We start from the raw sequence: 22907 nt of genomic DNA, 5'->3' as shown, positions 1-22907 counted from the left end.
AATGTTCCGGATATGTGTGTAGCAGGAGATATAAAACGGACTTTAAACGGTTTTCTTTTTTTCATCCCAATTATATGCCTCAAGCTCTCACCGATTATACGCCTTTTAACCAGCTTCGAATTCGGAAATCCAATTCTTCTTGTTGTCTGTATCGGGCTGGTTAAGGCTACATAAAAAAGCCTTAACCAGCCGAATTCGTTCTTTAGGATGTTTGTTGTTATTACCTTATTTTAAAGAAAATTACACAAAAAGAGCAGAAGCATCCAGTCAGGTTTTTGTATATTACAAGTTAGTTCTCCAGAACTGTCATTCCTGCCGGTCCGGCAATCCGTTCGCCAGCCCGACAATGTCATTCTGGCGGGGACGGGTATCTATTCTGACAGGCATGTTCCACGTTTAAAGCATGCGAGGACAAGCTTAAGAGTGGTTTCAGATTGAATGAACCATCTGGATACCCGATAAAGGAATTCCTGCCCGAATAGGTACAGGCGGGCGGGTATGACAAAAGCGGTATTCGCTTAAACCTAACCGGATATTTCTGGAAAAGATTAAATTTTTTGCATTAAAAGGGTCCAGGGGTTAGTATGAACCGTTTTTATGTTCCGTTTCAAGCCGGTTTGAATGATATATGGATTGACAGTTCAGAAAGCCATCATATTATACATGTTAAAAGACTGAAAATCGGTGATAATATTGTCGTGTTTAATGGTATGGGAGATGAATTTGATGCGGAAATTGAAGAGATCAAAGATCGCAGAGTGAGAATAAAGATCAATCACCAGAAAATTATCAGCAAAGAAAACAGTATCGGAATAGACATAGCATTTGCTGTCCCAAAGGGAAAACGATCTAACTTCCTTATCCAGAAATGTACTGAGTTGGGAGTACGTAAACTGATACCAACAAATTATGCGCGAAGTGTAGTAAAGCTTAAGGACGACTGTTCCGTGAAGATTGAGAAGTGGCAGAAAATTGCGATCGAGGCCTCAAAGCAGTGTGGTCGTAACACGATTACGGCGATTGGAGAAGTTGTTGATTTTGAATATTTCCTCAATGCTCCAGGCAGTTACGACCTTTCCATCTTCGCCTGTAGCCAATATGATTCAAATAAGCTGAACAACACATTGCAAGAGCATTCAAAACCAAATAATATAATAAGTTTTATAGGTCCCGAAGGAGGATTTACATCAAATGAAATAGAAATGGCAAAGCAAAAAGGTTGCAAGTTTGTCAGCTTGGGACAACGCATTCTTCGGGTTGAAACGGCTGCTATTGCGATTGCAGCAATCCTTTCCTATCACTATTTATCATAAGTTTACATTTACTTTAAACTTAATTGAGGTTATTTATGTTATACGCAATAATCATGGCAGGGGGGTCAGGTACCAGATTTTGGCCATGGAGCAGAAAAAAAACACCGAAACAACTCTTGAAGATTACAGGGCAAGAGACGATGATTGCACAAACCGTTGATCGTATTATTGGCGAGATTCCTTCAGAAAATATTTATGTCGTAACGACCTCAACCCTGGCCGAGAGTATAAAAGAGGAGTTGCCAGAAATACCGGCAAAAAATATTATTTCAGAACCTTTTGGTAGGAATACGGCTGCATGTATTGGCCTTGCGGCAACTATAATTTCTAAGAGAGATTCCAACGCTATTATGGCCGTAATGACAGCAGACCATATAATTGAGCCTCCTGATTTATTTGTAAAATTATTAAAATGCGCGGAAGGGCTTGCATCAGCAGAAGACGCGCTTATTACATTTGGGATTAAACCGACAGGACCATCAGTAAATTACGGATATATTCAAAGAGGTGAAGACGTAATGAACCTGCAGGATTTTTCGATTTACGATGTAAAATGTTTTACGGAAAAACCGGACCGTATTACAGCAGAAAAATTTTTGAAAAGCGGTAAATATTACTGGAACAGCGGCATATTCGTCTGGTCGGTAAATACAATATTAGAGAATATAAATGTCCTTATGCCTGACCTGTCTCAGGGCCTTGAAAGAATCGGAGCATCTATAGATAAACCTGATGAGTCAAGTGTTATCTGTCATGAATATGAGAAGTTTGAAAATCTTTCTATTGATTATGGCATAATGGAAAAGGCATCAAATGTAAAGATAATTGAAGCCGATTTCAGATGGGACGATGTTGGTTCATGGCTGGCCATAGAAAGATTGAACAAATCAGATCAAAATAATAATACGGTATTAGGCAAATATTGTGGTTATAACGCACGGGGAAATATAGTTATCGGAGATGATAAACATCTAATAACAACAATAAATGTTTCTGATATGATTATAGTAAATACTAAGGATGTTACAATGGTTTGTAACAAAAACAGTGCTGAAGATATAAAAAAACTGACAGAACTCTTAAAAGAAAAAGGTTATAGCAATAATCTGTAATTTTTCACGACTGAAAAAATTGATATAAAAAACAATTTATAAAACACAATAAATCGGTTAACATATAACAGTTTTTACAGCAAATAAAATTTTACTTTTATTTAATAAGATAGCTTCACATACTAACATGTTATGGAAATTAATAGAAATACAATAATCAAAGATCTGGTCAAGAAATATCCACAAACTATGGCGGTCTTCAGAAAATACAATCTTGTCGTTGCAGGAGGTGTAAGAGGACCAAATGAACCACTGGCATTTTTTGCGAAAGCACATGAAGTCGTTTACGACGAAATTGTTGAGGAATTAAAAGCTGCCATAGAAAAAGGTGTAGACGAAGACACTGAAAAGGTAGCGTTAGTAGAAGACAAAGTTTACGCGAAATTCTTCAAAACAGCTATTTTAATGGCGTTGACCATAGGGGTGGCAGTTGGCGCAATTATGTTAACCTATATGGGTTCAAAGCATAACTTTCATTCTGCAGTTCATTCTCTGGTACAGACGCATGGCCATGCTCAATTGTTTGGATGGGTGGGCCTTTGTATAATAGGTTTTGCGTATTACATTGTCCCCCGAGTTAAAAACGTTGAGCTCAAATACCGTGAACTGACAACCGTATGCTTTGGGCTAATGGTCTCAGGGACTGTTTTAAGAATACTGGTTCAGCCGTACGCCAATAAATTTATCAGTTTCCTTCTGCCAATATCAGGCCTGCTGGAGTTCCTGGCAGTTGCAATATTTGCATTCATTATTTTCAGTACTGTCCTGGCCAGTAAAGAAAAGAGGGAGGCATACGATAAATTTATCATGGCAGGAGTATTATGGTTCTGCTCTGTAGTGTAATGAACTTGTTTATGGACGGATATATGCTTATAGCAGGTACAAACGATATCCCACAGACATTTTACAGTCCGTTTGTTCATGTATTTCTCATGGGATTTGTTTTCATGTTCATATTTGCCGTAAATATAAGAACTGTATACGCCTTCCTTGATGTAGGTACTGCCAGGACCGGTGCTATAAACACAACATTCTGGATCATAAATATTACTATACCTTTATATTTTTTAGCTCATTCATTAAGTTATAAATTCCCGTTTTTGATAAAAATTTCGAATGTTACCATTTATCTGGTTGCATTCAGTATTTTACTCTTCGTTTATGGTATAAGGATATTTGAGAAATCCACACGGGAACTCGATGATGTTGTAATGGATAGAAGCTATTCTAAAACTATCAGGACCGCTTATGTCTGGTTAATTATTGGTGTGCTTATTCTTGGGGCAAAACCGCTCTTTGCGCCATTTTCAGAAGCCCAATATCTGTTCCATGGTGCGGCCAATCACGCTCTGACAGTCGGGTTTATAACGTTGATGATAATAGGATACGCCTCAAAGATGGTCCCCACTTTTAAGGGTGTGGGAATGCACAGCATAAAGCTTGCAAATTTTTCGTTTTATCTATTAAACATCGGGTGTTTCCTCCGTGTTTATACTCAGATAATGATCGGGCTTTCACACTCGGAAAATTTTTACTACTCTCTCATAGGATTTTCAGGCTGGATAGAATTGACAGCGATCGGCATCTTCGGTTACAACGTATGGAAGACAATGAATGCGGAGGATGAGGATGTTGACGAACCAGAGGAAAGGTTAACTGAAATAACAGGAGATACAAATATCGCTCAGGCAATCGATCATTATCCGGAGATACTGGAAGTGTTCCTGGAATTTGGGTTCAAACAACTTGCAAGTCCTGCTGCACGGAAGACAGTGGCAAAAATGTTTACAATCAAACAGGCGACAAAAATACATCCTGTCAACATAGATACCCTGCTAAAAGCTTTAAATGAAAGAATTAATAAATGAATATAATGAAAAAAGTAATACTTCTTATAGTAGTGAGTTTTTTGTTTTCCTATTCATGTTTAGCGCAAACAGATAAAGAGCATTTAAAAACAGCTGAAGAACATTTTAAAAGAGGTGATGCATTTCTTACCAGAAAACTCATTCCCGATGCAATAGTTGAACTAAAAAAGGCCATACCACTACTCAAAGAAGATCAACTTCAACTGAAGGTTGACATTTACGTGGCTCTCGCAAATGCATATAACTGGAAGGGTACACACAAAGCCGCAATTACCGCCTGTAATAAAGCGCTGGACATCAATCCTGATAATGCCAATGCGCATTATAATCTGGGTTTTGCTTATCGAGAAGAGGGAGACAGTGAACTTGCAGAAAAAGAATTTGCGCTTTTTGATAAATTATTGAAGCAGGAAGGTGAATATATAGAAATCCCGGAAAACCCTAAATCGGAGAATATTGAAAAGGTTATTGCTCTCGGTGACAAATATTTTAAAGAAGGCAGACTTGATGAAGCTATTGTCGAATACCAGAACGCCATCGATATTAAGCCCCGTAACGATATTTTTAATAAACTTGGACAGGTCCATCAACAAAAAAGATCTGCAGGCAAACCAGAAGACTCGTCTCCAAAAATAGATATGTTTGAAGGTAAGGACAAAATCGATAAAGCACCAGACCTGACAGAGTCAGAAAAGATCGCACAGGAAGCTTCAATTGAAAAACTATTGAGAAAAGGCGCATCGTTTTATGATGAAGGTATGATTGAAAAGGCAATTGATGCATTTAAAAAGGTGCTCACAATTGACCCTGAGGAGCCGGAAGCTCAATATAACCTTGGCAATGCCTATGCGGATAAGGGAATGTTTGATGAGGCCATAACGATGTATAAAAAAGCAATAGATAACAATCCTGAATATGTAGATGCATACCTGAATCTGAGTACGCTATATTTAGATATGGATTTAATAGATGATGCAATCACCTTATGCAAACAAGCCGCAAGTGCTAATCCGGATGATGCATTCCTCTACTTCCACCTTGGCGAAGCATACGCCTTGAATCTCCAATATAAAGAGGCAATAACCGCGTACAACAACGCTATGTTGATAAACCCTATGGACCCGGAAACACAATATCGGTTGGCCGAGTCTTATTATAAAACCGAACAGTTTGCTTTGGCGATAAAACACGCGACACGAGCTGAGGAACTGGGATACATAACCGAACCAGACTTTATGTCCGATTTGAAGAAAAAAACCGGCACTGAATAATTACTTTAATTCATCTGTACAGTAAACACCAGCTATCATTCTTTTGAAAATTTACTAAACGAATCATGCTACAAGCCTCTCTCCCTCTGAATACAAACCATATTATCTTTTCCCACCGCAATCGGAGGCCAATTGTATGTAGGCTTACGTCAGGAAGATAACAACTTTTCATATGTCTCAAATCTTCCATTAAATTGGCTGACAAGTAGAGGTTTAATGGCTGTTCCCGCTATATCTTTTCTATTGTAAAAGAATGAAAGCATACTATTTTAACAATTATTTGAGGCCATGTTCCTTAAAACATTTGATGTATTTTCTGTCTGTACCTTCTATGTGGTTAACTAACCAGTTTTTCAAATGTTCCAGTATTTCACACGCAAGTTGAGGACCGCTTTTTGACACACTGTCGTGCAATGCCATTAGCTGCATATAAAATCCCTGATGTTCTTTTTTGTGATTTTCATAATCCGGATAATTGGACTTTATCATGTTAGCCTCTTCATTTGCAAAATGGGTAAGAACATAACTATTCATTTCGTTTAATATCGAAGTTAGCTCCTTTGAGTTGTCAATACGTTGTTTAGCATGGATAACTTTATTAATAATATCAATGAATTTCTTGTGTTCTTCATCAATACATGATAGACCCACACTATATTTGTCGTCCCATTTAATCATTTGGCAAATTAAAAGCTATAATACTATCCTTAAATTTAAGTATCCTTCGTGCAAATTTTGCTCACCAATATATTATTCTCCAGGAGAAACGACTCTTGACCGAAAGACGTAGTCAGCCGGGGAAGAATCTGTTCGAAGAGATATATTTATCTTACTAAAATTCACAGGTTTACTGATGAGAATTTTTTTTTACTGATTTTGGTAAAAATAATTTTCTAAGAAACTAATTATTGGAAGGTACCCAGAAATTGAGCTTCTCCTTGAACTGGACAGCTATGTTTAATTTAACGCGACAACCCGTGGTTTTCTCGATTACCTCTCTACTGATAATTACTCCTTTTCCGCTAAGACGGAGTTTTCTCATCTTAGAATCAAGTGTTGTGTTAGGTGTTGCTATTTCAAGAGTGATTACTGCTCCCGGAGAAAATGTATCCGGATTATCAGTTATTACTTCAAAGGAAGCGCCATGGGCGCTTACATTTTTTGTTCTGCCTTTTATTTGATCTGGAAAAGATACTTCAAATTCTCCATTAATTCTCTGCCTTCGTCTCCTGTTAGGGTATATTACTTTTGACAGCATGTCATCTTTCTCCTCAGTTTAACTGCATCAAAACTAATCATTGAAAATGCAAAGAAACCACAGATTTCGCAGATTTGTTATAGAGCAAAAACCTCTTTTATATGTTTACTCTTATAGGCCATCATGTTTGTCTTTGTAAACAAAATTCATTCTATACTCTTGTCGTTATTTGTCAAGTTCAAATACTCACCCTGTTGATTTAAACCGGCTTGTAAAATTATTGTTGTGGGTCATTCAATGACAGGAATGGGAAACCGGTCATTTAATGAAAACCTACTAAATCAACAGGGCCGTTACTCATAGTTTTTTTATTTTTCTTTCTTCTTATTTCCTTCTTTTACCACCTTAAGTTTGTCTGAAATCATTTTATTAATCGCGTCCCAATTTTCATAGTAGATACAATAACGGCATTGTTCCGCCTCTTTTTGTGCTTTTTTCTCAACTTCTTCATATTTTCCACCGGAGACTGGAGTAGTTTTTTTATCTATATAAAAATCAATCTCTTTATATAAATCTCTGAAATCGATACCTGCCTTAATTTTTTCTACAAAGTCGTGACACTCTCTTCTTGATTTATACAGCCAGAAATCTGCGATTTTGTCAGCAGCATCTACATCAAGTGAATGAAGTTCCGTCAACTCATTTACACACCCCTGGTCACTCATTAATGCATGGCTGACTTCTGAATACTCCTGATAAAATCGCGAAAGGCCTGCATCATCAGCAAATAAACAGAAAGGAAAAAGAAATAGAATTATAAAAACGATAGCACTCTTTCTCATTTTTAATACCTCCTTAATTTTCTTATCTAGAAATATTACTAAGTGAACTAAAGTGCCTAAAGTTTGAAGTGAGCTAAAGTTGTGGATTTTTTTCTCACTTTAGGAACTTTGAGCTTTTTCATAAAAACTTCTCTGTTCGGCGGTAGAACAGACAGACTAAGAATAGTAAATCGTAAATTATTTTATCGTTCCCTCAAAGACAATGTCATCACCTTTTTTCATTGTCTTAAACGATGAAAACTTGATGGAGTTGTTTATCTTATTTATATTAAGATCTCCTATGGATTCCAGTCCCTTTCCTACAATCTTGGGAGCTATTGGTATTATCATCTTATCAACAAGACCTGCTTTGAGTAGTGAGGTAACTATTTCAGATCCTCCCTCTACCAGTACTGACATAATCTCTCTTTTGCCGAGTTTTCTCAAGAGATCTCTGAGGCTGACTCTGCCGTTTCTCTCTTTTTTCACTACCCATACTTCAACTCCCAGTTTTTCAACTGCAGCTATTTTCACGGCAGGAGCACTGGAAGTTGTGGCAATAATAGTCAGATGAGAATTGGCATCTGTCAGTACAGATGATTTTATGGGTATTCGAAGTCTGCTGTCAACTATTATACGAAAGGGGTTCTTCCCTTTCACATGTCTTACTGTTAATTGTGGATTATCGGCAGTAACGGTGCCTGCGCCAACCATAATGCCCCCATTAATGCTACGTAGGCGATGGACATACTTGCGTGATGCTTCAGAACTTATCCATTGTGAATCTCCACCCCTGGTAGCGATTCTTCCATCCAGCGTCTGGGCATACTTAACAGTTATGTAAGGCATCCCTGTTTTAACAAATTTAAAGTAATATTTATTTAACCTCATGCATTCATGTTCTAGTATCCCAACGTCAACCTTTATACCTTTTGATCTCAGGATTTTAATACCCTTGCCATTTACTTCGGGGTTTGGGTCGAGAGAGCCGACTACTACTCTTCCGGGAGTCTCTTTTATTAACGCGTCTACACAGGGCGGTGTTCTCCCATAGTGGCTGCAAGGTTCTAATGTAATGTAGAAGGTTGAACCATTGATATTTTGTTTCGCACTGTTTATGGCATTAATTTCGGCATGGTGATCACCGCATCGTTTGTGGTAGCCTTGTCCAATGACCTCTCCTTTAGCAACAATTACAGCACCAACCATCGGATTTGGACTGGTCTTGCCAATACCCTTCCTGGCAAGACGGATAGCCATTCTCATATAATAATTATCATCGAAAGTATCTTTCTTCATAGAAAACCGGCATTCATAAAAGTATCTTTTATCGTATTGATTTCTCTCTCTGTAACAGGCAGAAGCGGTAACCTGGGAAGTCCACCGTGGTATCCGAATAGATCCATGGCCGCCTTTAACCCCGGAACGCCATACAAGGAGGTTACGGCAATAGACGGCCCAATCAGCCGTAATTGCAACTCCTTTGCTTCCGTATGATTACCTTCTTTATATAATCTGATTATTCCGGAACATTTTTCTGGTATTGCACAGGCAATTGCCATGATACCACCTGAAGCGCCAATGCATAGGGATGGATAAAGAGCAATGCTGCTGCCGGTAAGGACACAAAACTCTTCCTCTGCGGTCAAACTGATAATCTCAGAAAGTTGTTCAACATTTCCCGAACTATCCTTAATCCCGATTATGTTTTCATGTGATGAAAGTGCAGATGCAGTCCTGGCTCCCATATTAAGACTGGTAAATGCAGGTACATTATAGAGTAAAACCGGAATGTGAGAGATATCTGCAATCATAAGGTAATGCTTCATGAATGCGTCATGCGACATATTACTTTTGAAAAAGTGTGGTGTGATAATTACCGCTACATCAGCTCCACAATCAGCAGCTTTTTTAGTAAACTCAATTGTATTTTCGGTAGATTCGAGACCGGTACCTGCCAGCATTATCTTTGATGGCGGAATTGATTTTCTTGCAGTTTTGACTACTTCAAGCTTCTCCTCTTCGGTTAAGAAAACAGATTCACTGTTAGAACCCAATATCAGATATCCGGCAACGTCAGTATCGTTCCATCGGTTAATGTTCTCTTCAAGCTGGTTATGCGCTACGCAGCCATTATCATCGAAAGGAGTCGTGACGGGTGGGAAAACTCCTTCAATCTTCATTTCGTTCTCCCGGTCACATTTAGTAGTTTCAACATCTCCTCCGTATCTGTCACAGGCATCTTACATGCAAAATCAAGACAGATGTACGCGGTTGCTTTACCCTCAATACTTGAGTGGTACTCTGTATATTCTGCTATACGGGTAATATCCGGAGTTTCCTGGTCATCAGGCTTCAAGAGTACCACCTTGTTGGGAATAAAGTGTTTCCTGAGTGAATTTAACATGTTTCTTGTGTCCTCCGCCTCAGGGTCACCAACTATGACGATTTCATAAGAAGGGCCTATTCCAAAACCAAGTCCAACCATCATCTGTGTATAACCGGAAGGTGCACTTTCCACATCTTTGGAAAAGGCGAGCATGATCTTATCTGCTTTCTTTTCTAAACCGGTATCTGCAGTGATACGCGAAAGTCTGAACAGATTTGAGACGGCCACCGAATTTCCTGATGGTATGGCGCCGTCGTAAATTTCCTTCTGCCGGACTATAAGTTCTTCCGCGTCATCCGCAGTAAAATAAAAACCGCCATCCTTTTCATCCCAGAAATACTTTATCATTTCACTGTTCAGATCAAGGGCCATCTGAAGGTAATGCACATCAAAGAGTGTTTCATAGAGTTCCAGCAAACCCCAGATAAGGAAGGAATAATCATCAACATTGGCCAGTATAGCCGCATGCCCTTCACGGTAACGGTGCAGAATGCGTCCATCTTCCCTGCGCATATCAGTAAAAATGAAATCTGCAGCGCGCTTTGCTGCTTCCGCATACTTTGGCTCATCAAAAACCTGTGCTCCTTTTGCCAAAGCGGCTATCATTAAGCCGTTCCAATCCGTCAATATTTTGTCATCTTTATGGGGATGGACTCTTTTATTCCGATAAGCAAATAATTTCTGTCTGGCTGTTTCAACGCGCATTTGAAGTACATCCAATGATTCCTTATTCTTAAATGCAGCCTCTGTTAAAGTTTTTTCCAGATGAAGAATATTAGTTCCGGTATTCTCACCGGACGCCTCATCTCTGAAATTACCGGTCTTGTCAATGCTATACATATTTATAATCAGATCAGCCTCTTCCTCTTTCAGGACCTGACGAATTTCATCCTCTGTCCAGACATAAAACTTTCCCTCTACTCCCTCACTGTCAGCATCCTCCGCTGAATAAAATCCACCTTTGGGGTCTGTCATATCACGCAGGACGTAAGTGAAAATCTCCTTTGCCGTCACTTCAAACTCTTTAATGCCCGTAGCCTGAAATGCCTCTATATATGCCATTGCAAGCATCGCCTGATCGTAAAGCATCTTTTCAAAGTGAGGTACAAGCCAGTGAGAATCTGTCGAGTACCTGTGGAATCCAAATCCGATATGATCATAAATACCGCCGTTCTGCATGGATTGAAGAGTCTTTACAACCATCCTTAACGCCTTCTCTTCCTTCGTACTCTGCCAATAGCGCAGTAAAAAGAGAAGGTTCTGAGGGCTTGGGAATTTTGGCGCATTGCCAAAGCCGCCATACTGTTCACTGTATCGTCCACTGAGCTGTTCATACGCACTCTGTAACGTTGATTTGCCAAGCTCTTCTCCGGCAGTGTTCTGAGCAATCATATTTAGTTTTTCCGTAATCTGGTCTGCAGATTTCAGAATTTCGTCATGTTGTGTTTCCCATATCTCTTTGATACGGGGTATTAAGTCTAGCATACCCATCCGTCCGTGGTGATTCTCCCTTGGAATATATGTAGCGGCAAAAAACGGTTTCTTATCAGGAGTCATAATAATGGTTAACGGCCATCCACCGCTACTCGTCATCATCTGGAGACACGCATATAGATATTGTCTATGTCCTGCCTCTCTTCCCTGTCGACTTTAATACATATAAAGACTTCATTCATTAACCTGGCAACTTCAGGGTCTTCGAATGATTCATGTGCCATTACATGGCACCAATGGCATGTTGAATAACCAATGGAAAGAAAAATAGGTTTATTCTCCTGTCTTGCTTTTTCAAAAGCATCAGGCCCCCACGCATACCAGTCTACAGGGTTATCTGCATGTTGAAGCAGGTAAGGGCTCTTTTCAAGTTTGAGTCTGTTAGAATATTTTTTTATATTGCTTGTAGATTTATGTTTCATGGTTTTTACCTCAGTATCTGAAGATAAGGTCTTCAGATTCCCTGTAAATAGTGTTATTAAGATAATACAAGGTAATAGTGATGATAATGCTCTATTCATGTATTGCCTTTCTATGCTTAGAATAATAATTATTTTTATGTTCAAATAATAAAAAATTAATTATATCCAAATAAAACTACAATTCATACAGCTTATTTTTACTCTTTGTGGCTTAGTTACAAATATTTTTCCTGTTTTTTAATCCAACCATATAAAGAAGTTTTAACAAAAAGTATATGTTTTTTTACTCTAACACCAGCACACCTACTCTGTAAGAATGTTTAGATGAATATGTAATCTGTGAGGAGGTATCAAAAGCGGTAATCCGGACTCAAAAAACGAGTTATTATATGACTTCTTCGGAAGCAGTTAGGGAGGCTACAAAGGGGGTTTACTATTCTACAGGCAACATGCAGCCAAGAAGATACTTGATAATCATATAGCAGGCATCTGCAAGTTAACAATTTATGTAAGCACCAAGTTAACACCCTTTAAAGTTTGGTAAAAAAACCAGTAATAATTGCAGTATAAGCTATCGAATGAATAGGAAATATGGTATGATTTAGGTCATGGAAGCGGTGGTTGAAATAACAGATTTTAGTATTGAAAATGTGCTTGCGCAGAACGATGAGTTGCGTTGTAAACTCGAATCTAGAGACCACCAGATCATGCTACTCGAAGAAAAGATCAACTACCTCCTTTATCATCGTTTCAGTTCAAAGTCTGAGCGTTTTGATAAGCGCCAGCAATTGCTGTTCGGTAACGAGGATGCTGCTTGTGAGGTTGAACCTGCAACCGAAACTAAGGTACCTGAGCACACCAGAAAGACTGGTGGTCGACGTGTCCCTCCCCAGCATCTTCCGCGTGTTCGCGTGGAGCATGATCTGCTGGAAGAAGAGAAACAGTGTTCCTGTGGTTCTTGCCTGAATCGAATAGGAGAAGAGGTTTCATTTCAGTACGACGTGATTCCCGCCAGGTTTCAAGTAATAGAGAACATTAAGTTCAAGTACAGTTGCTCTAACTCCAAGTGCAAGCAACCGCCAATAACTGCACAACAAAGTCCACCGGCTCCTTTGCCTCGAACCCAAGCATCACCAGGTGTTCTTGCCTGGGTTGGTTCGAGCAAATTTGCTGATGGTCTTCCGCTAAACCGTATAGCTTCTATTGCTGGAAAACGTTTTGGCGTACCGTTCACCAGTACCACATTGGCAGACTGGATGATCAAAGGTGCAGAGCAAATTATTTCTCCTCTGGTAGCTACCATGGAAAATGCGCTTGATGGACATGACTATCTTCACATTGATGAAACCACCCTTCAGGTTCTGAGCGAAGAAGGACGAACTGCTAAACAGAAGTCCTATATCTGGTGTCGTGTTACTGGCGGTAACGATACCCCGATTGTACTTATGCACTACAGTCCCAGCCGTGCAGGAGCTGTAGCCAGCAAACTGTTGGAAGGGTTCAGTGGTTTTTTGCAAACCGATGGTTACGCTGGTTATGGGGCATCAGCCTCGCGTCCTAATGTTATCCAGTTGGGATGCTGGGCACATGTTCGTCGTAAGTTTGATGTTGCAAGAAAAGCCAGTTCGCCAGGCGCTGCCAATATTGCCCGGCAAGGCATGGAGTTGATCAGAGAACTCTACTACCTTGACAATCAAGAAAAAGAGAAACCACCGGATCAACGAAAGAGATATAGACAAGAGGTAGTTAAGTCTTGCTTGGATAAGATCCGTTCCTGGATTAATAGAAATCAGTGCAGGCGTTTAGCTATGGAGGTTTGCTGTCGAATGCATTTACCTACATTAACAACCAATGGTCAAAACTAACAGTTTTCGTGGAAGACGGACGCCTGCAACTGGACAACAACAATGCGGAACGTCATATCCGGCCTATTGCGACGGGTAGAAAGGTGTGGTTGTTTGCACAAAGCGAGGCCGGTGCAAGGGCAACTGCAACTTGGTATTCGCTGGTTGAAACTGCAAGGGCTAATGGATTAGAGCCTTACTGGTATCTTCGAAAGGTTTTCGAAGAGATGCCAATGTATTTACGAGATCGAAAACCAGTAAATGATTTACTGCCTTGGAATGTCGATTCCAAGGAACTGGAGCAACTCGCTAGACGTGATTAACTGGGTGCTTACCAATTTATCACCTGAATCTTGCACAAGAAGTCGTAAAAAAGCATGAAAACATTTGGGTTCCCCCTAAATAATAGGATTTGACAACAACTACCTATAAAAAAAGGAGGTAACCCGAATGGTTAAAAGACGAAATAAGAGTAACGCGAAAGTCATTACAAATCAAGGAGAAACAGGATACACCGCTAAGGCTGGTAAAATTGGGGCTACCACCCCGTATGGTTATTGCAGTGAAAGGCGAAGCCCATTTGGCGGGCTTCTTGGGCTGGTAAAATTTTTTGATCTGATAAGATTTCAGGAGATATTTGATAAGTTTTATAAGTCACCCAGCAGTGAACCAGCCTTGGGCTACTATAATATGGTATACGGGCTTCTTTTGCTATTATTTATAGGGTTTAACAGGGTATGGCATTTTATTTACATACAGTTTGATTCGATGCTATGTTCTATATTCAATGTGGTTAGACCTAAAATAAACGAGGTTTTTTTACAAGCGTATCTTTGCTCACCAATTGGTTCCTAAGCACAAAGTTTTTCACGTTTATTATCCTTATCAGGTTTTTCAATTGTTGGAAGGAAAACAACAGATTTGGTAGCATTATTTTGGAGGGGATAGGGGTCACATCTTTGAACTTTGATATTGACGTATGTATAAATATAGAAAAGATTAATTTTTTTATTATTATAATTTAAGTTTTAGGAATGTGTCTGTTAATTATGGCAAGGCCCTTACGCATAGAATATCCCAGTGCTTTTTATCATATTACTACCATAGGTGTTGGGAGACAGAATATATTTTTTAAGGATTACGATAGAAAGGTGTTTTTAGAAAAGCTGGGAGACCTGCATGAGAAGTGGGGAATAATATTCCATGGATATTGTCTGATGACAATTCACTATCATCTGGAGTTGGAAACTCCAGGTGGTGGATTGAGTAGGCCCTTGCAATGGTTGAATCATGTATATGCCGGTTATGTAAATAAGGAGTACAAGAGAGTGGGACATCTGTTTCAGGGCAGGTTTAAGAGTGTGCTCGTAGAAGCAGATGAACATTTGCATGTTTTGTCATGTTACATACACATGAATCCTGTACGTGCCGGTATTGTGAGGAGGCCTGAGGAGTATAGATGGTCTAGTTATCGGGATTATCTAGGAACACGACAATGTCCGAAGTGGCTTGATGTGAAGCAAACACTTGAAATGTTTGGTGTGTCTGAGAAGGAGCAGAGAAAGGAATACCAGCGCTTTGTAATAATGGGAGATGAGGGAAATCCTTTAAAAGAAATGAGTTTTGGGGCAATATTAGGAACAGCACAGTTTGTAAAACGAATGAGGGAGAAATTGAGAAACAGAAAGACTGAGAAGAGTGATGCTGAGATTTCAGGTATGATTTATGCGCGGCCAGGTCCAGGAATTAATGAAATTTGTAAAGTTGTATGCGAAGCGTATGATTTTTCAAAGGAGGAGATGTGCGTAAAGGGACGTAAAGGAAATGAAGGCCGGGATATGGCGATATATTTGTCGAGAAAGTATGCTAGAAGCACGTGTGATGAAATAGGTGAGCACTTTGGAGGTATCAGGCCTTCGGCAGTGAGTTTGGGAAGTAGAAGGGTTAAGGATCGGTTAAAAACAGACAAACCCTTTAAGAAACTGGTCAGGCAATTAGAATCTGATGTGATAGATTTTAACAATTAAAACTAATATCAAACATCAAAGATGTGACCCCTCACATCCCTCACATCGCTTAAGGTCAATAGAAAAAGGAGCATACAGTACTTAATCGATATTTTTGAATTAAGGTAGCGATACTAATCTGCCGCACTACTTCTTAGCATCTGCTGAATTAACTTCTTTTCTAATTTTTTAGGTTTCAATCGTATAATTTCATGACCACAATTTGCCTGGTGGCTTTTGAAATCTTCACATATAGCATCTAAATCGTAATTAAACTTTTTTGCATGATCATTACGAAATCCGCGTATTTCTTCTACAATTGGATCGTTCATAAGTTTTCTCCTATTAATTCCTCCGGTGAACATATTTCAGGACATACAATTCCTTTGCTCTCAATTATAGTTCTTATCATTTTTCTTGTAAATGGATTATTGATGTGCTTAAAATTCCATGTAATAATAACATCAATACCGTTTATTGCTGCAACCGAAATATGTAAAGCATCTTCAGGACATTTTTCAGGTATTGCTTTTCCGTCAAGCAATGCCTTTGCTAACTTCTTTGCTTCATCATCAATTTTCAATGCTGGAATGTTTTTCAATTTATTTAGACGATCACAAGATTGCTTTTTATCTCCTCTCGATGACTCTTGAATGACCATGTCTGAAATAAAAACATCAAATTCATCAATCTGATTCCACATGTCAACTGTAGAGGCTTGATGAGCCGCAATCACTAAATCTTTTGATGTATTTGCGACCAGATAGCTTATTACACTTGTTTCAATATATATTTTTTGTTTCATTGTAACTTGAAAGCCGAAAGATAGTTTTTTCCAAAGTAGTTTTTAATTTTATTATTACAAAAAAAAGAAAGACATAAGCGGCAACTTATGTCCTCCGGTTCATTATTCCCATTCACCAATGAAAAAGAATAACTTCTATAGGTTAGTTAATAAATTAAATATATCAACTAAAAAAACCAGTGTTGAGTATGCCCACCAAGCGCACGAAAACACTGGTTTTTTTGGTTTCATTTTGTCCTGTTTTCGAGAATGAGCCTTAGACTTGATACTAAGAAGCAATTGGCATCCGATTTTTTAAGTCCTTGAAATAAGAGTATTTACAATTTGGCTATTTTTTGAAAGAATAGGGGACACGTCTTTGAACTTTGATATTGACGTATGTATAAATGTAGATAAGATTAATTTTTTTATTATTAAAATTTAAGTTTTAGGAATGTGTCTGTTAATTATGGCAAGGCCCTTACGCATAGAATATCCCGGTGCTTTTTATCATATTACTACCAGAGGTGTTGGGAGACAGAATATATTTTTTAAGGATTACGATAGAAAGGTGTTTTTAGAAAAGCTGGGAGACCTGCATGAGAAGTGGGGAATAATATTCCATGGATATTGTCTAATGACAAATCACTATCATCTGGAGTTGGAAACTCCAGGTGGTGAATTGAGTAGGCCCTTGCAATGGTTGAATCATGTATATGCCGGTTATTTAAATAAGGAGTACAAGAATGAGTTTTGGGGCAATATTAGGAACAGCACAGTTTGTAAAACGAATGAGGGAGAAATTGAGAAACAGAAAGTCTGAGAAGAGTGATGCTGAGATTTCAGGTATGATTTATGCGCGGCCAGGTCCAGGAATTAATGAAATTTGTAAAGTTGTATGCGAAGCGTATGATGTTTCAAAGGAGGAGATGTGCGTAAAGGGACGTAAAGGAAATGAAGGCCGGGATATGGCGATATATGGCGATATATTTGTCGAGAAAGTATGCTAGAAGTACGTGTTATGAAATAGGTGAACACTTTGGAGGTATCAGGCCTTCGGCAGTGAGTTTGGGAAGTAGAAGGGTTAAGGATCGGTTAAAAACAGACAAAACCTTTAAGAAACTGGTCAGGCAATTAGAATCTGATGTGATAGATTTTAACAATTAAAACTAATATCAAACATCAAAGATGTGACCCCCACCCCTGACCCCCACCCCCTTCTCTGATAGAGGACATACCCACATAAAAACACCCTATTCCAACTTGAATCCAAAGAACAGCTCTCCACGCTTTTTCTTCTGAAGCATATCTTTCTTAATGACATTTAATATCACCTTTAAGAGAGGTGGTGAGTCATTGGCATAATTGCTGAGGAAGGAAACAATCTCATCTGTGTTGTATATAACTCCATCTCTTCCGTCCAGTACATCAGAAACATCTTTTCGATTTTTGTCTATGAGTGACCTTGCTTCTGCAATTAATTCAGGATTATCATTTAGTGTCTCTACTGCCTTAGCTGAGACCATATAGAATAACTTCGTTAATAGTTTACCGATGTTTGTCTTTGATAAGGACTCATCCCGATAACGCTGTAGAAGCTTCAGATCAGATGGATTATCTTGCAAAACTATTGCACATGGGCATAGTTCTGTTTTAGATGTTCCGCTTATTGAAATATCCATTGTTGGGATATCTGGGTCATTGGATGGTATAGAAAGGTTTGCACTTTTAGAGCCTGTTGATGTTGGCGAAAACACTATATCAATCGAGCAATTTCCAGATGGAGGTATTGTTAGCATTGAACAGTTGTTGTTCTTTATATTGAATTGGAGGGGAGTTGCCCCGGTAAGACCAACAACGCCTATCACCAGGTCGTTTGTACCTGTATTGGATATAGTGAAGGTTTGAACAGTTGAAGTGTTGCCAACATTTACGCAACCAAAGTTATGGTTTAGAGGTAAAACAGAAATATTTGGTTCGTTAGGAATGCCATCCGGTAAAACGCCTCCAAACGTATCGTCCGGATAGCTTACAATATCAACATTACAATCTACATCTTTACTAATTATAGGTATGTAGTTTTTTAAATTGTAATTAGTAAAAAAGAGACTCCCCAAGTCAACGTTATACCTATAGATGTCATTATCCGACAATAATCCAGTAAACGAACCGGATATAACACCACTATTATTAACACCATTATATGTGCCACTGATAATCTGATCCAATGCATTATTCAACGTACCCGTAAATTGTATGTCACAAGGGCAATCAAACCCAACGTCTTCATTTATAATGTCAAATGATATTGAATTGCCTATAATATGGAAATTTCTAACATCACCATAACATGGAACTCCCAAAGGTGATGGCCAATTATAATTATTTTTTGTATATTCCCCATCTTCTATCTGGTTACCATTCTTGTTTAGAGATACCCGCATCTCTCCACCACCAAATAAAAAATCATCCTGTAGCACCCATGATTGTTTTTTCCCCAAATTAATCAATGTAGGGCCCGACAGCGAACTCTGTATTTCTACCAAAATATTGCGAAAATAATCTTCGGACTCAAGATCTTCATTATCTATTACAATGAAATCATCTGATTGATTATCCGTTTCATTTATAACATAAGTTGATGCAGCCTTATACATTTCGACTGCATTGTATAGCGCTGTGCCAGACTGGCTCAAATAATTTACAGGTAAAAGCTCCAGTAAATTGACGTATGTGTTCAAAACTTCAATTATAGTAAAACAGTGAGTATAATTAAAATTCGATACAATATCATCAATATCCACACCAAAATCATAAGACATAACCAAGCCCATTACGAGTTTTGAAAATAACAGGAAGGCATTGTAAAAGGCGGCATCACCATAATCAAAATCTATAATACCATCGCCAAATGAGAAACTTGACGAAAAATTATTTCCCACTTTACTTAAATTCACCAACGCACCTTCTACCTGTAGCAGGAGAATGGTCTCCAGATAATTTACCACCAAATCACCCGTAGGTGAATTTGCAGGGAGCACTATTTTTCCATCTATATCACGTTGGAAATCAGCCGTCCAGTTTTGAATATCTCTACCTTGAGGATCTACACCAAATCCATCAAGCAGATTGTTTAATTCGGTTGAGCTAAGAAGTACTGCAATCCTTGTAAACGAATAATAAAAATTGGCTTCTTCATGGTTGGGATCAACTACCAATGCTGCTTCAAACTCTGAATTTGAGTTTACAAAGTCAAATACTTTTAGAAAATCCTTACCATTCGTCACATGTTCATTTAGGTTACCATGGTTTGCCAGGACATCTTCTCCCCAGGATAATAAAAACAATATACCCGAAAGAAGTAAAACTCTAACTATTAATTTGATCTGCTTTCCCATCTCACCCTCTATTTCGTTTTAAAAAAATCAAAATTTCAGTAAATGTTATCGTAAAGATATGTACAATTTTCTAATTATGCTTCTTTTTTTAGGTTTTGACCACAGAACTCAATTTCCTCTAATAAATAATCGGTTATAAGACCTTTTCCTCTCTTTACCGTATTTCCGTTAATTAACTCATACCCCCCATTAATAAAGAATTTCTTATCCTTAGTTTGCCAATTAGCCCTATGCGATCTTAAGGTTTTATTTTCTACTGCAATTGTTGTATTACCTTTTAAGACAACCTCTCTATTTTTATAATCTAAGTTGGCACTCTGACTCAAAATTGAACACACTACATTCTTTCCTCTATAAACATTTAGCTCTATACCTTCAATTTCAAATCCTTTTATTTTATGTTTACGAATCATTGCTTCCAATCTGGAGTTTTTTTCTATATAACTGAAGACTGTTTTATTATCAACTTTAGCCATATTGTTTAATGACGTTTTTGTGCTGTTATGATTGTAGCAGTCCAAAAAAATATCAATTACTAAATTATTTATCTGTGCTATTTTTAGAAAACCTATTTTTAGAAAACCTATCTTTTTATGACATATCCGAAAATTTCCGATCTTGATTGTATAGAGCACTTTATTATGGTGGTACTGATTGATAGTTTGGCCAACCATTGATATGTCATCAGGAAGCTTAGAGGTTGGTTTTTCCTCTTTTTCCTGATCAACTTTTGTTGTGGACAGGATACAGACCAAAATTACAAAAATAATCAAAACACCAAAAACACAATATTTAACAAATTGTCGGTTTTTTAATATCATTATTATTTTCACATTTACAAAATGAGTTATTTATTACTAATTACGTATCTGCTCATAACCATTTATTGTCGCAATGCTTTTAACGAAAAAGTATCTATCATAAAGAGTCAGAGAATTGAGGATTAAATTCAAGAACGAATTGTCCAACTTTGATTTCTTTGCCCATGGAGCAGGAGAGGACCAAAGTAATACCAAAAAACAGAAAAAAAATTTTGTTACGCAAAAACCTAACCGGACAAAGCAGCATCATTTTGGCATTTTAAATAATTTATCATTAACCATAATTGCCTTACTTAATAATAATATCATAAAAACCAAACAATTGAATTATGGACTCGATCTTTAATAGCAGAATTCATACCAATAACAGAACTTACAATAAAAATATATCTTATGCGCTGATGTACAAAGACTTATGTTGGAATGTTAATTGGAGTGTCTTAAGCAAAAACTTGTTCAATCGTTAGTTTTCTAACGCCTATAGCTGAAATGCATAAGCTTGGTTTTGTGTAACTTGTTGGTATATCAGACATTACCATATGTCAAAAAATCTACAGCAAAGGTAGCGTTTTGACGTTCTAATATAAAAACATTAAGCCTGTTTCATGGTAGTGCGGAGAATACACATAGGATGTGTTAGAATGTTAAAACCTGAACAGTGTAACACCTCAGCTTCACCACCTGATTACGCTGGATATGTGCAACTTTTATATGTAGTTGGAACGAAGAAGAAGAAAAAAATGGCATGGTTATTTTTCTTGATTACCAATACCCCTCAATAATTTTGGTCACAAAATGGTCACCTTTCAGGATTGCTTTACCTACCACTTGTCCTAACTCCTTGTATGACAATATGGGCGATACTGGACTCGAACCAGTGACCCCTTGCTTGTCGAATGAGGGCACGGCATTTTTTACAAATTTCATAACTGCCTGATTTAGTGTCTGTTATGTCGCTATCACATTAACAGACAATGATTTATTACCTGAATCTTGCACCAAATAGACCTCTCCCGCTTAACGCACATCGTACACATCGTAGGGGTCACATCTTTGAAATTTGATATTGACGTATGTATAAATTTAGATAAGATTAATTTTTTTATTATTAAAATTTAAGTTTTAGGAATGTGTCTGTTAATTATGGCAAGGCCCTTACGCATAGAATATCCCGGTGCTTTTTATCATATTACTACCAGAGGTGTTGGGAGACAGAATATATTTTTTAAGGATTACGATAGAAAGGTGTTTTTAGAAAAGCTGGGAGACCTGCATGAGAAGTGGGGAATAATATTCCATGGATATTCTCTGATGACAAATCACTATCATCTGGAGTTGGAAACTCCAGGTGGTGAATTGAGTAGGCCCTTGCAATGGTTGAATCATGTTTATGCCGGTTATGTAAATAAGGAGTACAAGAGAGTGGGACATCTGTTTCAGGGCAGGTTTAAGAGTGTGCTCGTAGAAGCAGATGAACATTTGCATGTTTTATCACGTTACATACACATGAATCCTGTACGTGCGGGTATTGTGAGGAGGCCCGAGGAGTATAGATGGTCTAGTTATCGGGATTATCTAGGAATACGACAATGTCCGAAGTGGCTTGATGTGAAACAAACACTTGAAATGTTTGGTGTGTCTGAGAAGGAGCAGAGAAAGGAATACCGACGCTTTGTAATAATGGGAGACGAGGGAAATCCTTTAAAAGAAATGAGTTTTGGGGCAATATTAGGAACAGCACAGTTTGTAAAACGAATGAGGGAGAAATTGAGAAACAGAAAGTCTGAGAAGAGTGATGCTGAGATTTCAGGTATGATTTATGCGCGGCCAGGTCCAGGAATTAATGAAATTTGTAAAGTTGTATGCGAAGCGTATGATGTTTCAAAGGAGGAGATGTGCGTAAAGGGACGTAAAGGAAATGAAGACCGGGATATGGCGATATATTTGTCGAGAAAGTATGCTAGAAGCACGTGTGATGAAATAGGTGAGCACTTTGGAGGTATCAGGCCTTCGGCAGTGAGTTTGGGAAGTAGAAGGGTTAAGGATCGGTTAAAAACAGACAAAACCTTTAAGAAACTGGTCAGGCAATTAGAATCTGATATGATAGATTTTAACAATTAAAACTAATATCAAACATCAAAGATGTGACCCCACCCCCCAGCTTCA

Annotated in this window: 22 protein-coding genes and 1 pseudogene; 13 read left to right on the top strand and 10 right to left on the bottom strand. The window is 38.1% G+C overall.

Features of this window, described 5'->3' with window-relative positions; translation table 11 throughout:
• Positions 1-584: 584 nt before the first annotated feature.
• The 5 genes from SCALIN_RS08210 (at position 585) to SCALIN_RS08190 (ending at position 5564) form a co-directional block, all read left to right on the top strand.
• Complete coding sequence (locus tag SCALIN_RS08210; RefSeq protein ID WP_096894025.1) at positions 585-1313, top strand: 16S rRNA (uracil(1498)-N(3))-methyltransferase; 729 nt, start codon at positions 585-587, stop codon at positions 1311-1313.
• 35 nt (positions 1314-1348) lie between these two features.
• The gene (locus SCALIN_RS08205; protein ID WP_096894024.1) at positions 1349-2425 is read left to right on the top strand and encodes a mannose-1-phosphate guanylyltransferase; all 1077 of its coding nucleotides are present in this window, start codon (positions 1349-1351) and stop codon (positions 2423-2425) included.
• A 132-nt stretch (positions 2426-2557) separates the two neighbouring features.
• Complete coding sequence (locus tag SCALIN_RS08200) at positions 2558-3268, top strand: cbb3-type cytochrome c oxidase subunit I (RefSeq protein WP_096894023.1); 711 nt, start codon at positions 2558-2560, stop codon at positions 3266-3268.
• The gene (locus SCALIN_RS08195; protein WP_096894022.1) at positions 3247-4293 is read left to right on the top strand and encodes a DUF1858 domain-containing protein; all 1047 of its coding nucleotides are present in this window, start codon (positions 3247-3249) and stop codon (positions 4291-4293) included. Before SCALIN_RS08200 ends, SCALIN_RS08195 begins: the two co-directional genes overlap by 22 nt.
• Entirely contained in the window at positions 4290-5564 is a 1275-nt protein-coding gene (locus tag SCALIN_RS08190) for a tetratricopeptide repeat protein (RefSeq protein ID WP_096894021.1), read from the top strand. Before SCALIN_RS08195 ends, SCALIN_RS08190 begins: the two co-directional genes overlap by 4 nt.
• Positions 5565-5840: 276 nt before the next feature.
• Here SCALIN_RS08190 and SCALIN_RS08185 read toward each other — a convergent pair whose 3' ends face one another.
• From SCALIN_RS08185 to SCALIN_RS08160, 6 genes and pseudogenes are all read right to left on the bottom strand, one after another.
• Positions 5841-6242 (bottom strand): bacteriohemerythrin, encoded by a 402-nt coding sequence (locus SCALIN_RS08185; protein ID WP_096894020.1) that lies wholly within the window; start codon positions 6240-6242, stop codon positions 5841-5843.
• Between the two features lie 223 nt (positions 6243-6465).
• A complete protein-coding gene (locus tag SCALIN_RS08180) occupies positions 6466-6822 on the bottom strand; it encodes a PilZ domain-containing protein (protein ID WP_096894019.1) in 357 nt (118 codons plus the stop codon).
• A gap of 308 nt (positions 6823-7130) precedes the next feature.
• A complete protein-coding gene (locus tag SCALIN_RS08175; RefSeq protein WP_096894018.1) occupies positions 7131-7604 on the bottom strand; it encodes a hypothetical protein in 474 nt (157 codons plus the stop codon).
• A gap of 177 nt (positions 7605-7781) precedes the next feature.
• Positions 7782-8882: a bifunctional diaminohydroxyphosphoribosylaminopyrimidine deaminase/5-amino-6-(5-phosphoribosylamino)uracil reductase RibD gene (gene ribD / locus SCALIN_RS08170; RefSeq protein WP_096894017.1), complete on the bottom strand. Its 1101-nt coding sequence runs from the start codon at positions 8880-8882 to the stop codon at positions 7782-7784.
• Positions 8879-9766 (bottom strand): dihydrodipicolinate synthase family protein, encoded by an 888-nt coding sequence (locus tag SCALIN_RS08165; protein WP_096894016.1) that lies wholly within the window; start codon positions 9764-9766, stop codon positions 8879-8881. Before SCALIN_RS08165 ends, ribD begins: the two co-directional genes overlap by 4 nt.
• Positions 9763-11888: pseudogene (locus SCALIN_RS08160) on the bottom strand (thioredoxin domain-containing protein). The gene SCALIN_RS08165 and the pseudogene SCALIN_RS08160 overlap by 4 nt, the downstream one beginning before the upstream one ends.
• A 608-nt stretch (positions 11889-12496) precedes the next feature.
• On the opposite strand from SCALIN_RS08160, the gene tnpC reads away from it, so the two are divergent.
• The 4 genes from tnpC to SCALIN_RS08140 all read left to right on the top strand — a co-directional run bounded on the left by tnpC (position 12497) and on the right by SCALIN_RS08140 (position 15759).
• Complete coding sequence (gene tnpC, locus SCALIN_RS08155; RefSeq protein ID WP_096894015.1) at positions 12497-13753, top strand: IS66 family transposase; 1257 nt, start codon at positions 12497-12499, stop codon at positions 13751-13753.
• 8 nt (positions 13754-13761) lie between these two features.
• Positions 13762-14055 (top strand): transposase domain-containing protein, encoded by a 294-nt coding sequence (locus SCALIN_RS23055; RefSeq protein WP_261341006.1) that lies wholly within the window; start codon positions 13762-13764, stop codon positions 14053-14055.
• 127 nt (positions 14056-14182) lie between these two features.
• On the top strand, positions 14183-14587 hold the full coding sequence (locus tag SCALIN_RS08145) for a hypothetical protein (protein ID WP_096894013.1): 405 nt from the start codon (positions 14183-14185) through the stop codon (positions 14585-14587).
• 179 nt (positions 14588-14766) lie between these two features.
• On the top strand, positions 14767-15759 hold the full coding sequence (locus SCALIN_RS08140) for a helix-turn-helix domain-containing protein (RefSeq protein WP_096894012.1): 993 nt from the start codon (positions 14767-14769) through the stop codon (positions 15757-15759).
• Between the two features lie 113 nt (positions 15760-15872).
• Here SCALIN_RS08140 and SCALIN_RS08135 read toward each other — a convergent pair whose 3' ends face one another.
• On the bottom strand, positions 15873-16070 hold the full coding sequence (locus tag SCALIN_RS08135) for a hypothetical protein (protein ID WP_203415400.1): 198 nt from the start codon (positions 16068-16070) through the stop codon (positions 15873-15875).
• Positions 16067-16543, bottom strand: coding sequence for a type II toxin-antitoxin system VapC family toxin (locus SCALIN_RS08130; RefSeq protein WP_096894010.1), 477 nt, complete (start codon positions 16541-16543; stop codon positions 16067-16069). The genes SCALIN_RS08135 and SCALIN_RS08130 overlap by 4 nt, the downstream gene beginning before the upstream one ends.
• A gap of 433 nt (positions 16544-16976) precedes the next feature.
• Here SCALIN_RS08130 and SCALIN_RS08125 point away from each other — a divergent pair, with 433 nt between their 5' ends.
• From SCALIN_RS08125 to SCALIN_RS21640, 3 genes are read left to right on the top strand one after another with little or no spacing between them, the layout of a single operon-like run.
• Positions 16977-17345 carry a transposase gene (locus tag SCALIN_RS08125; protein WP_096894009.1) on the top strand — a complete coding sequence of 123 codons (369 nt, stop codon included), beginning with the start codon at positions 16977-16979 and terminating at the stop codon, positions 17343-17345.
• Positions 17326-17532: a hypothetical protein gene (locus SCALIN_RS08120; RefSeq protein ID WP_096894008.1), complete on the top strand. Its 207-nt coding sequence runs from the start codon at positions 17326-17328 to the stop codon at positions 17530-17532. The genes SCALIN_RS08125 and SCALIN_RS08120 overlap by 20 nt, the downstream gene beginning before the upstream one ends.
• Positions 17501-17689 (top strand): hypothetical protein, encoded by a 189-nt coding sequence (locus SCALIN_RS21640; RefSeq protein WP_096894896.1) that lies wholly within the window; start codon positions 17501-17503, stop codon positions 17687-17689. The genes SCALIN_RS08120 and SCALIN_RS21640 overlap by 32 nt, the downstream gene beginning before the upstream one ends.
• 86 nt (positions 17690-17775) lie before the next feature.
• Here SCALIN_RS21640 and SCALIN_RS08115 read toward each other — a convergent pair whose 3' ends face one another.
• Both SCALIN_RS08115 and SCALIN_RS08110 read right to left on the bottom strand, forming a co-directional pair.
• A complete protein-coding gene (locus SCALIN_RS08115; protein ID WP_096894007.1) occupies positions 17776-19920 on the bottom strand; it encodes a choice-of-anchor D domain-containing protein in 2145 nt (714 codons plus the stop codon).
• A gap of 74 nt (positions 19921-19994) precedes the next feature.
• Positions 19995-20741 (bottom strand): hypothetical protein, encoded by a 747-nt coding sequence (locus tag SCALIN_RS08110; RefSeq protein ID WP_096894006.1) that lies wholly within the window; start codon positions 20739-20741, stop codon positions 19995-19997.
• Between the two features lie 1128 nt (positions 20742-21869).
• On the opposite strand from SCALIN_RS08110, the gene SCALIN_RS08100 reads away from it, so the two are divergent.
• Positions 21870-22862, top strand: a complete 993-nt coding sequence (locus SCALIN_RS08100) for a helix-turn-helix domain-containing protein (protein ID WP_096894004.1) — start codon at positions 21870-21872, stop codon at positions 22860-22862.
• Positions 22863-22907 lie beyond the last annotated feature (45 nt).

Source organism: Candidatus Scalindua japonica (genome assembly GCF_002443295.1).
Lineage (GTDB): Bacteria > Planctomycetota > Brocadiia > Brocadiales > Scalinduaceae > Scalindua > Scalindua japonica.
The sequence above is the reverse complement of the archived record's forward strand: the minus strand, read 5'-3'. Positions and strand labels throughout refer to the sequence as shown.

Bases quoted from the DNA above. Each gene is read 5' to 3' on its own strand.
- SCALIN_RS08210 (WP_096894025.1), top strand. From the start codon at position 585: ATGAACCGTTTTTATGTTCCGTTTCAAGCCGGTTTGAATGATATATGG.
- SCALIN_RS08205 (WP_096894024.1), top strand. From the start codon at position 1,349: ATGTTATACGCAATAATCATGGCAGGGGGGTCAGGTACCAGATTTTGG.
- SCALIN_RS08200 (WP_096894023.1), top strand. From the start codon at position 2,558: ATGGAAATTAATAGAAATACAATAATCAAAGATCTGGTCAAGAAATAT.
- SCALIN_RS08195 (WP_096894022.1), top strand. From the start codon at position 3,247: ATGGTTCTGCTCTGTAGTGTAATGAACTTGTTTATGGACGGATATATG.
- SCALIN_RS08190 (WP_096894021.1), top strand. From the start codon at position 4,290: ATGAATATAATGAAAAAAGTAATACTTCTTATAGTAGTGAGTTTTTTG.
- SCALIN_RS08185 (WP_096894020.1), bottom strand. From the start codon at position 6,242: ATGATTAAATGGGACGACAAATATAGTGTGGGTCTATCATGTATTGAT.
- SCALIN_RS08180 (WP_096894019.1), bottom strand. From the start codon at position 6,822: ATGCTGTCAAAAGTAATATACCCTAACAGGAGACGAAGGCAGAGAATT.
- SCALIN_RS08175 (WP_096894018.1), bottom strand. From the start codon at position 7,604: ATGAGAAAGAGTGCTATCGTTTTTATAATTCTATTTCTTTTTCCTTTC.
- ribD (WP_096894017.1), bottom strand. From the start codon at position 8,882: ATGAAGAAAGATACTTTCGATGATAATTATTATATGAGAATGGCTATC.
- SCALIN_RS08165 (WP_096894016.1), bottom strand. From the start codon at position 9,766: ATGAAGATTGAAGGAGTTTTCCCACCCGTCACGACTCCTTTCGATGAT.
- tnpC (WP_096894015.1), top strand. From the start codon at position 12,497: ATGGAAGCGGTGGTTGAAATAACAGATTTTAGTATTGAAAATGTGCTT.
- SCALIN_RS08145 (WP_096894013.1), top strand. From the start codon at position 14,183: ATGGTTAAAAGACGAAATAAGAGTAACGCGAAAGTCATTACAAATCAA.
- SCALIN_RS08140 (WP_096894012.1), top strand. From the start codon at position 14,767: ATGTGTCTGTTAATTATGGCAAGGCCCTTACGCATAGAATATCCCAGT.
- SCALIN_RS08135 (WP_203415400.1), bottom strand. From the start codon at position 16,070: ATGAACGATCCAATTGTAGAAGAAATACGCGGATTTCGTAATGATCAT.
- SCALIN_RS08130 (WP_096894010.1), bottom strand. From the start codon at position 16,543: ATGAAACAAAAAATATATATTGAAACAAGTGTAATAAGCTATCTGGTC.
- SCALIN_RS08125 (WP_096894009.1), top strand. From the start codon at position 16,977: ATGTGTCTGTTAATTATGGCAAGGCCCTTACGCATAGAATATCCCGGT.
- SCALIN_RS21640 (WP_096894896.1), top strand. From the start codon at position 17,501: ATGGCGATATATTTGTCGAGAAAGTATGCTAGAAGTACGTGTTATGAA.
- SCALIN_RS08115 (WP_096894007.1), bottom strand. From the start codon at position 19,920: ATGGGAAAGCAGATCAAATTAATAGTTAGAGTTTTACTTCTTTCGGGT.
- SCALIN_RS08110 (WP_096894006.1), bottom strand. From the start codon at position 20,741: ATGATATTAAAAAACCGACAATTTGTTAAATATTGTGTTTTTGGTGTT.
- SCALIN_RS08100 (WP_096894004.1), top strand. From the start codon at position 21,870: ATGTGTCTGTTAATTATGGCAAGGCCCTTACGCATAGAATATCCCGGT.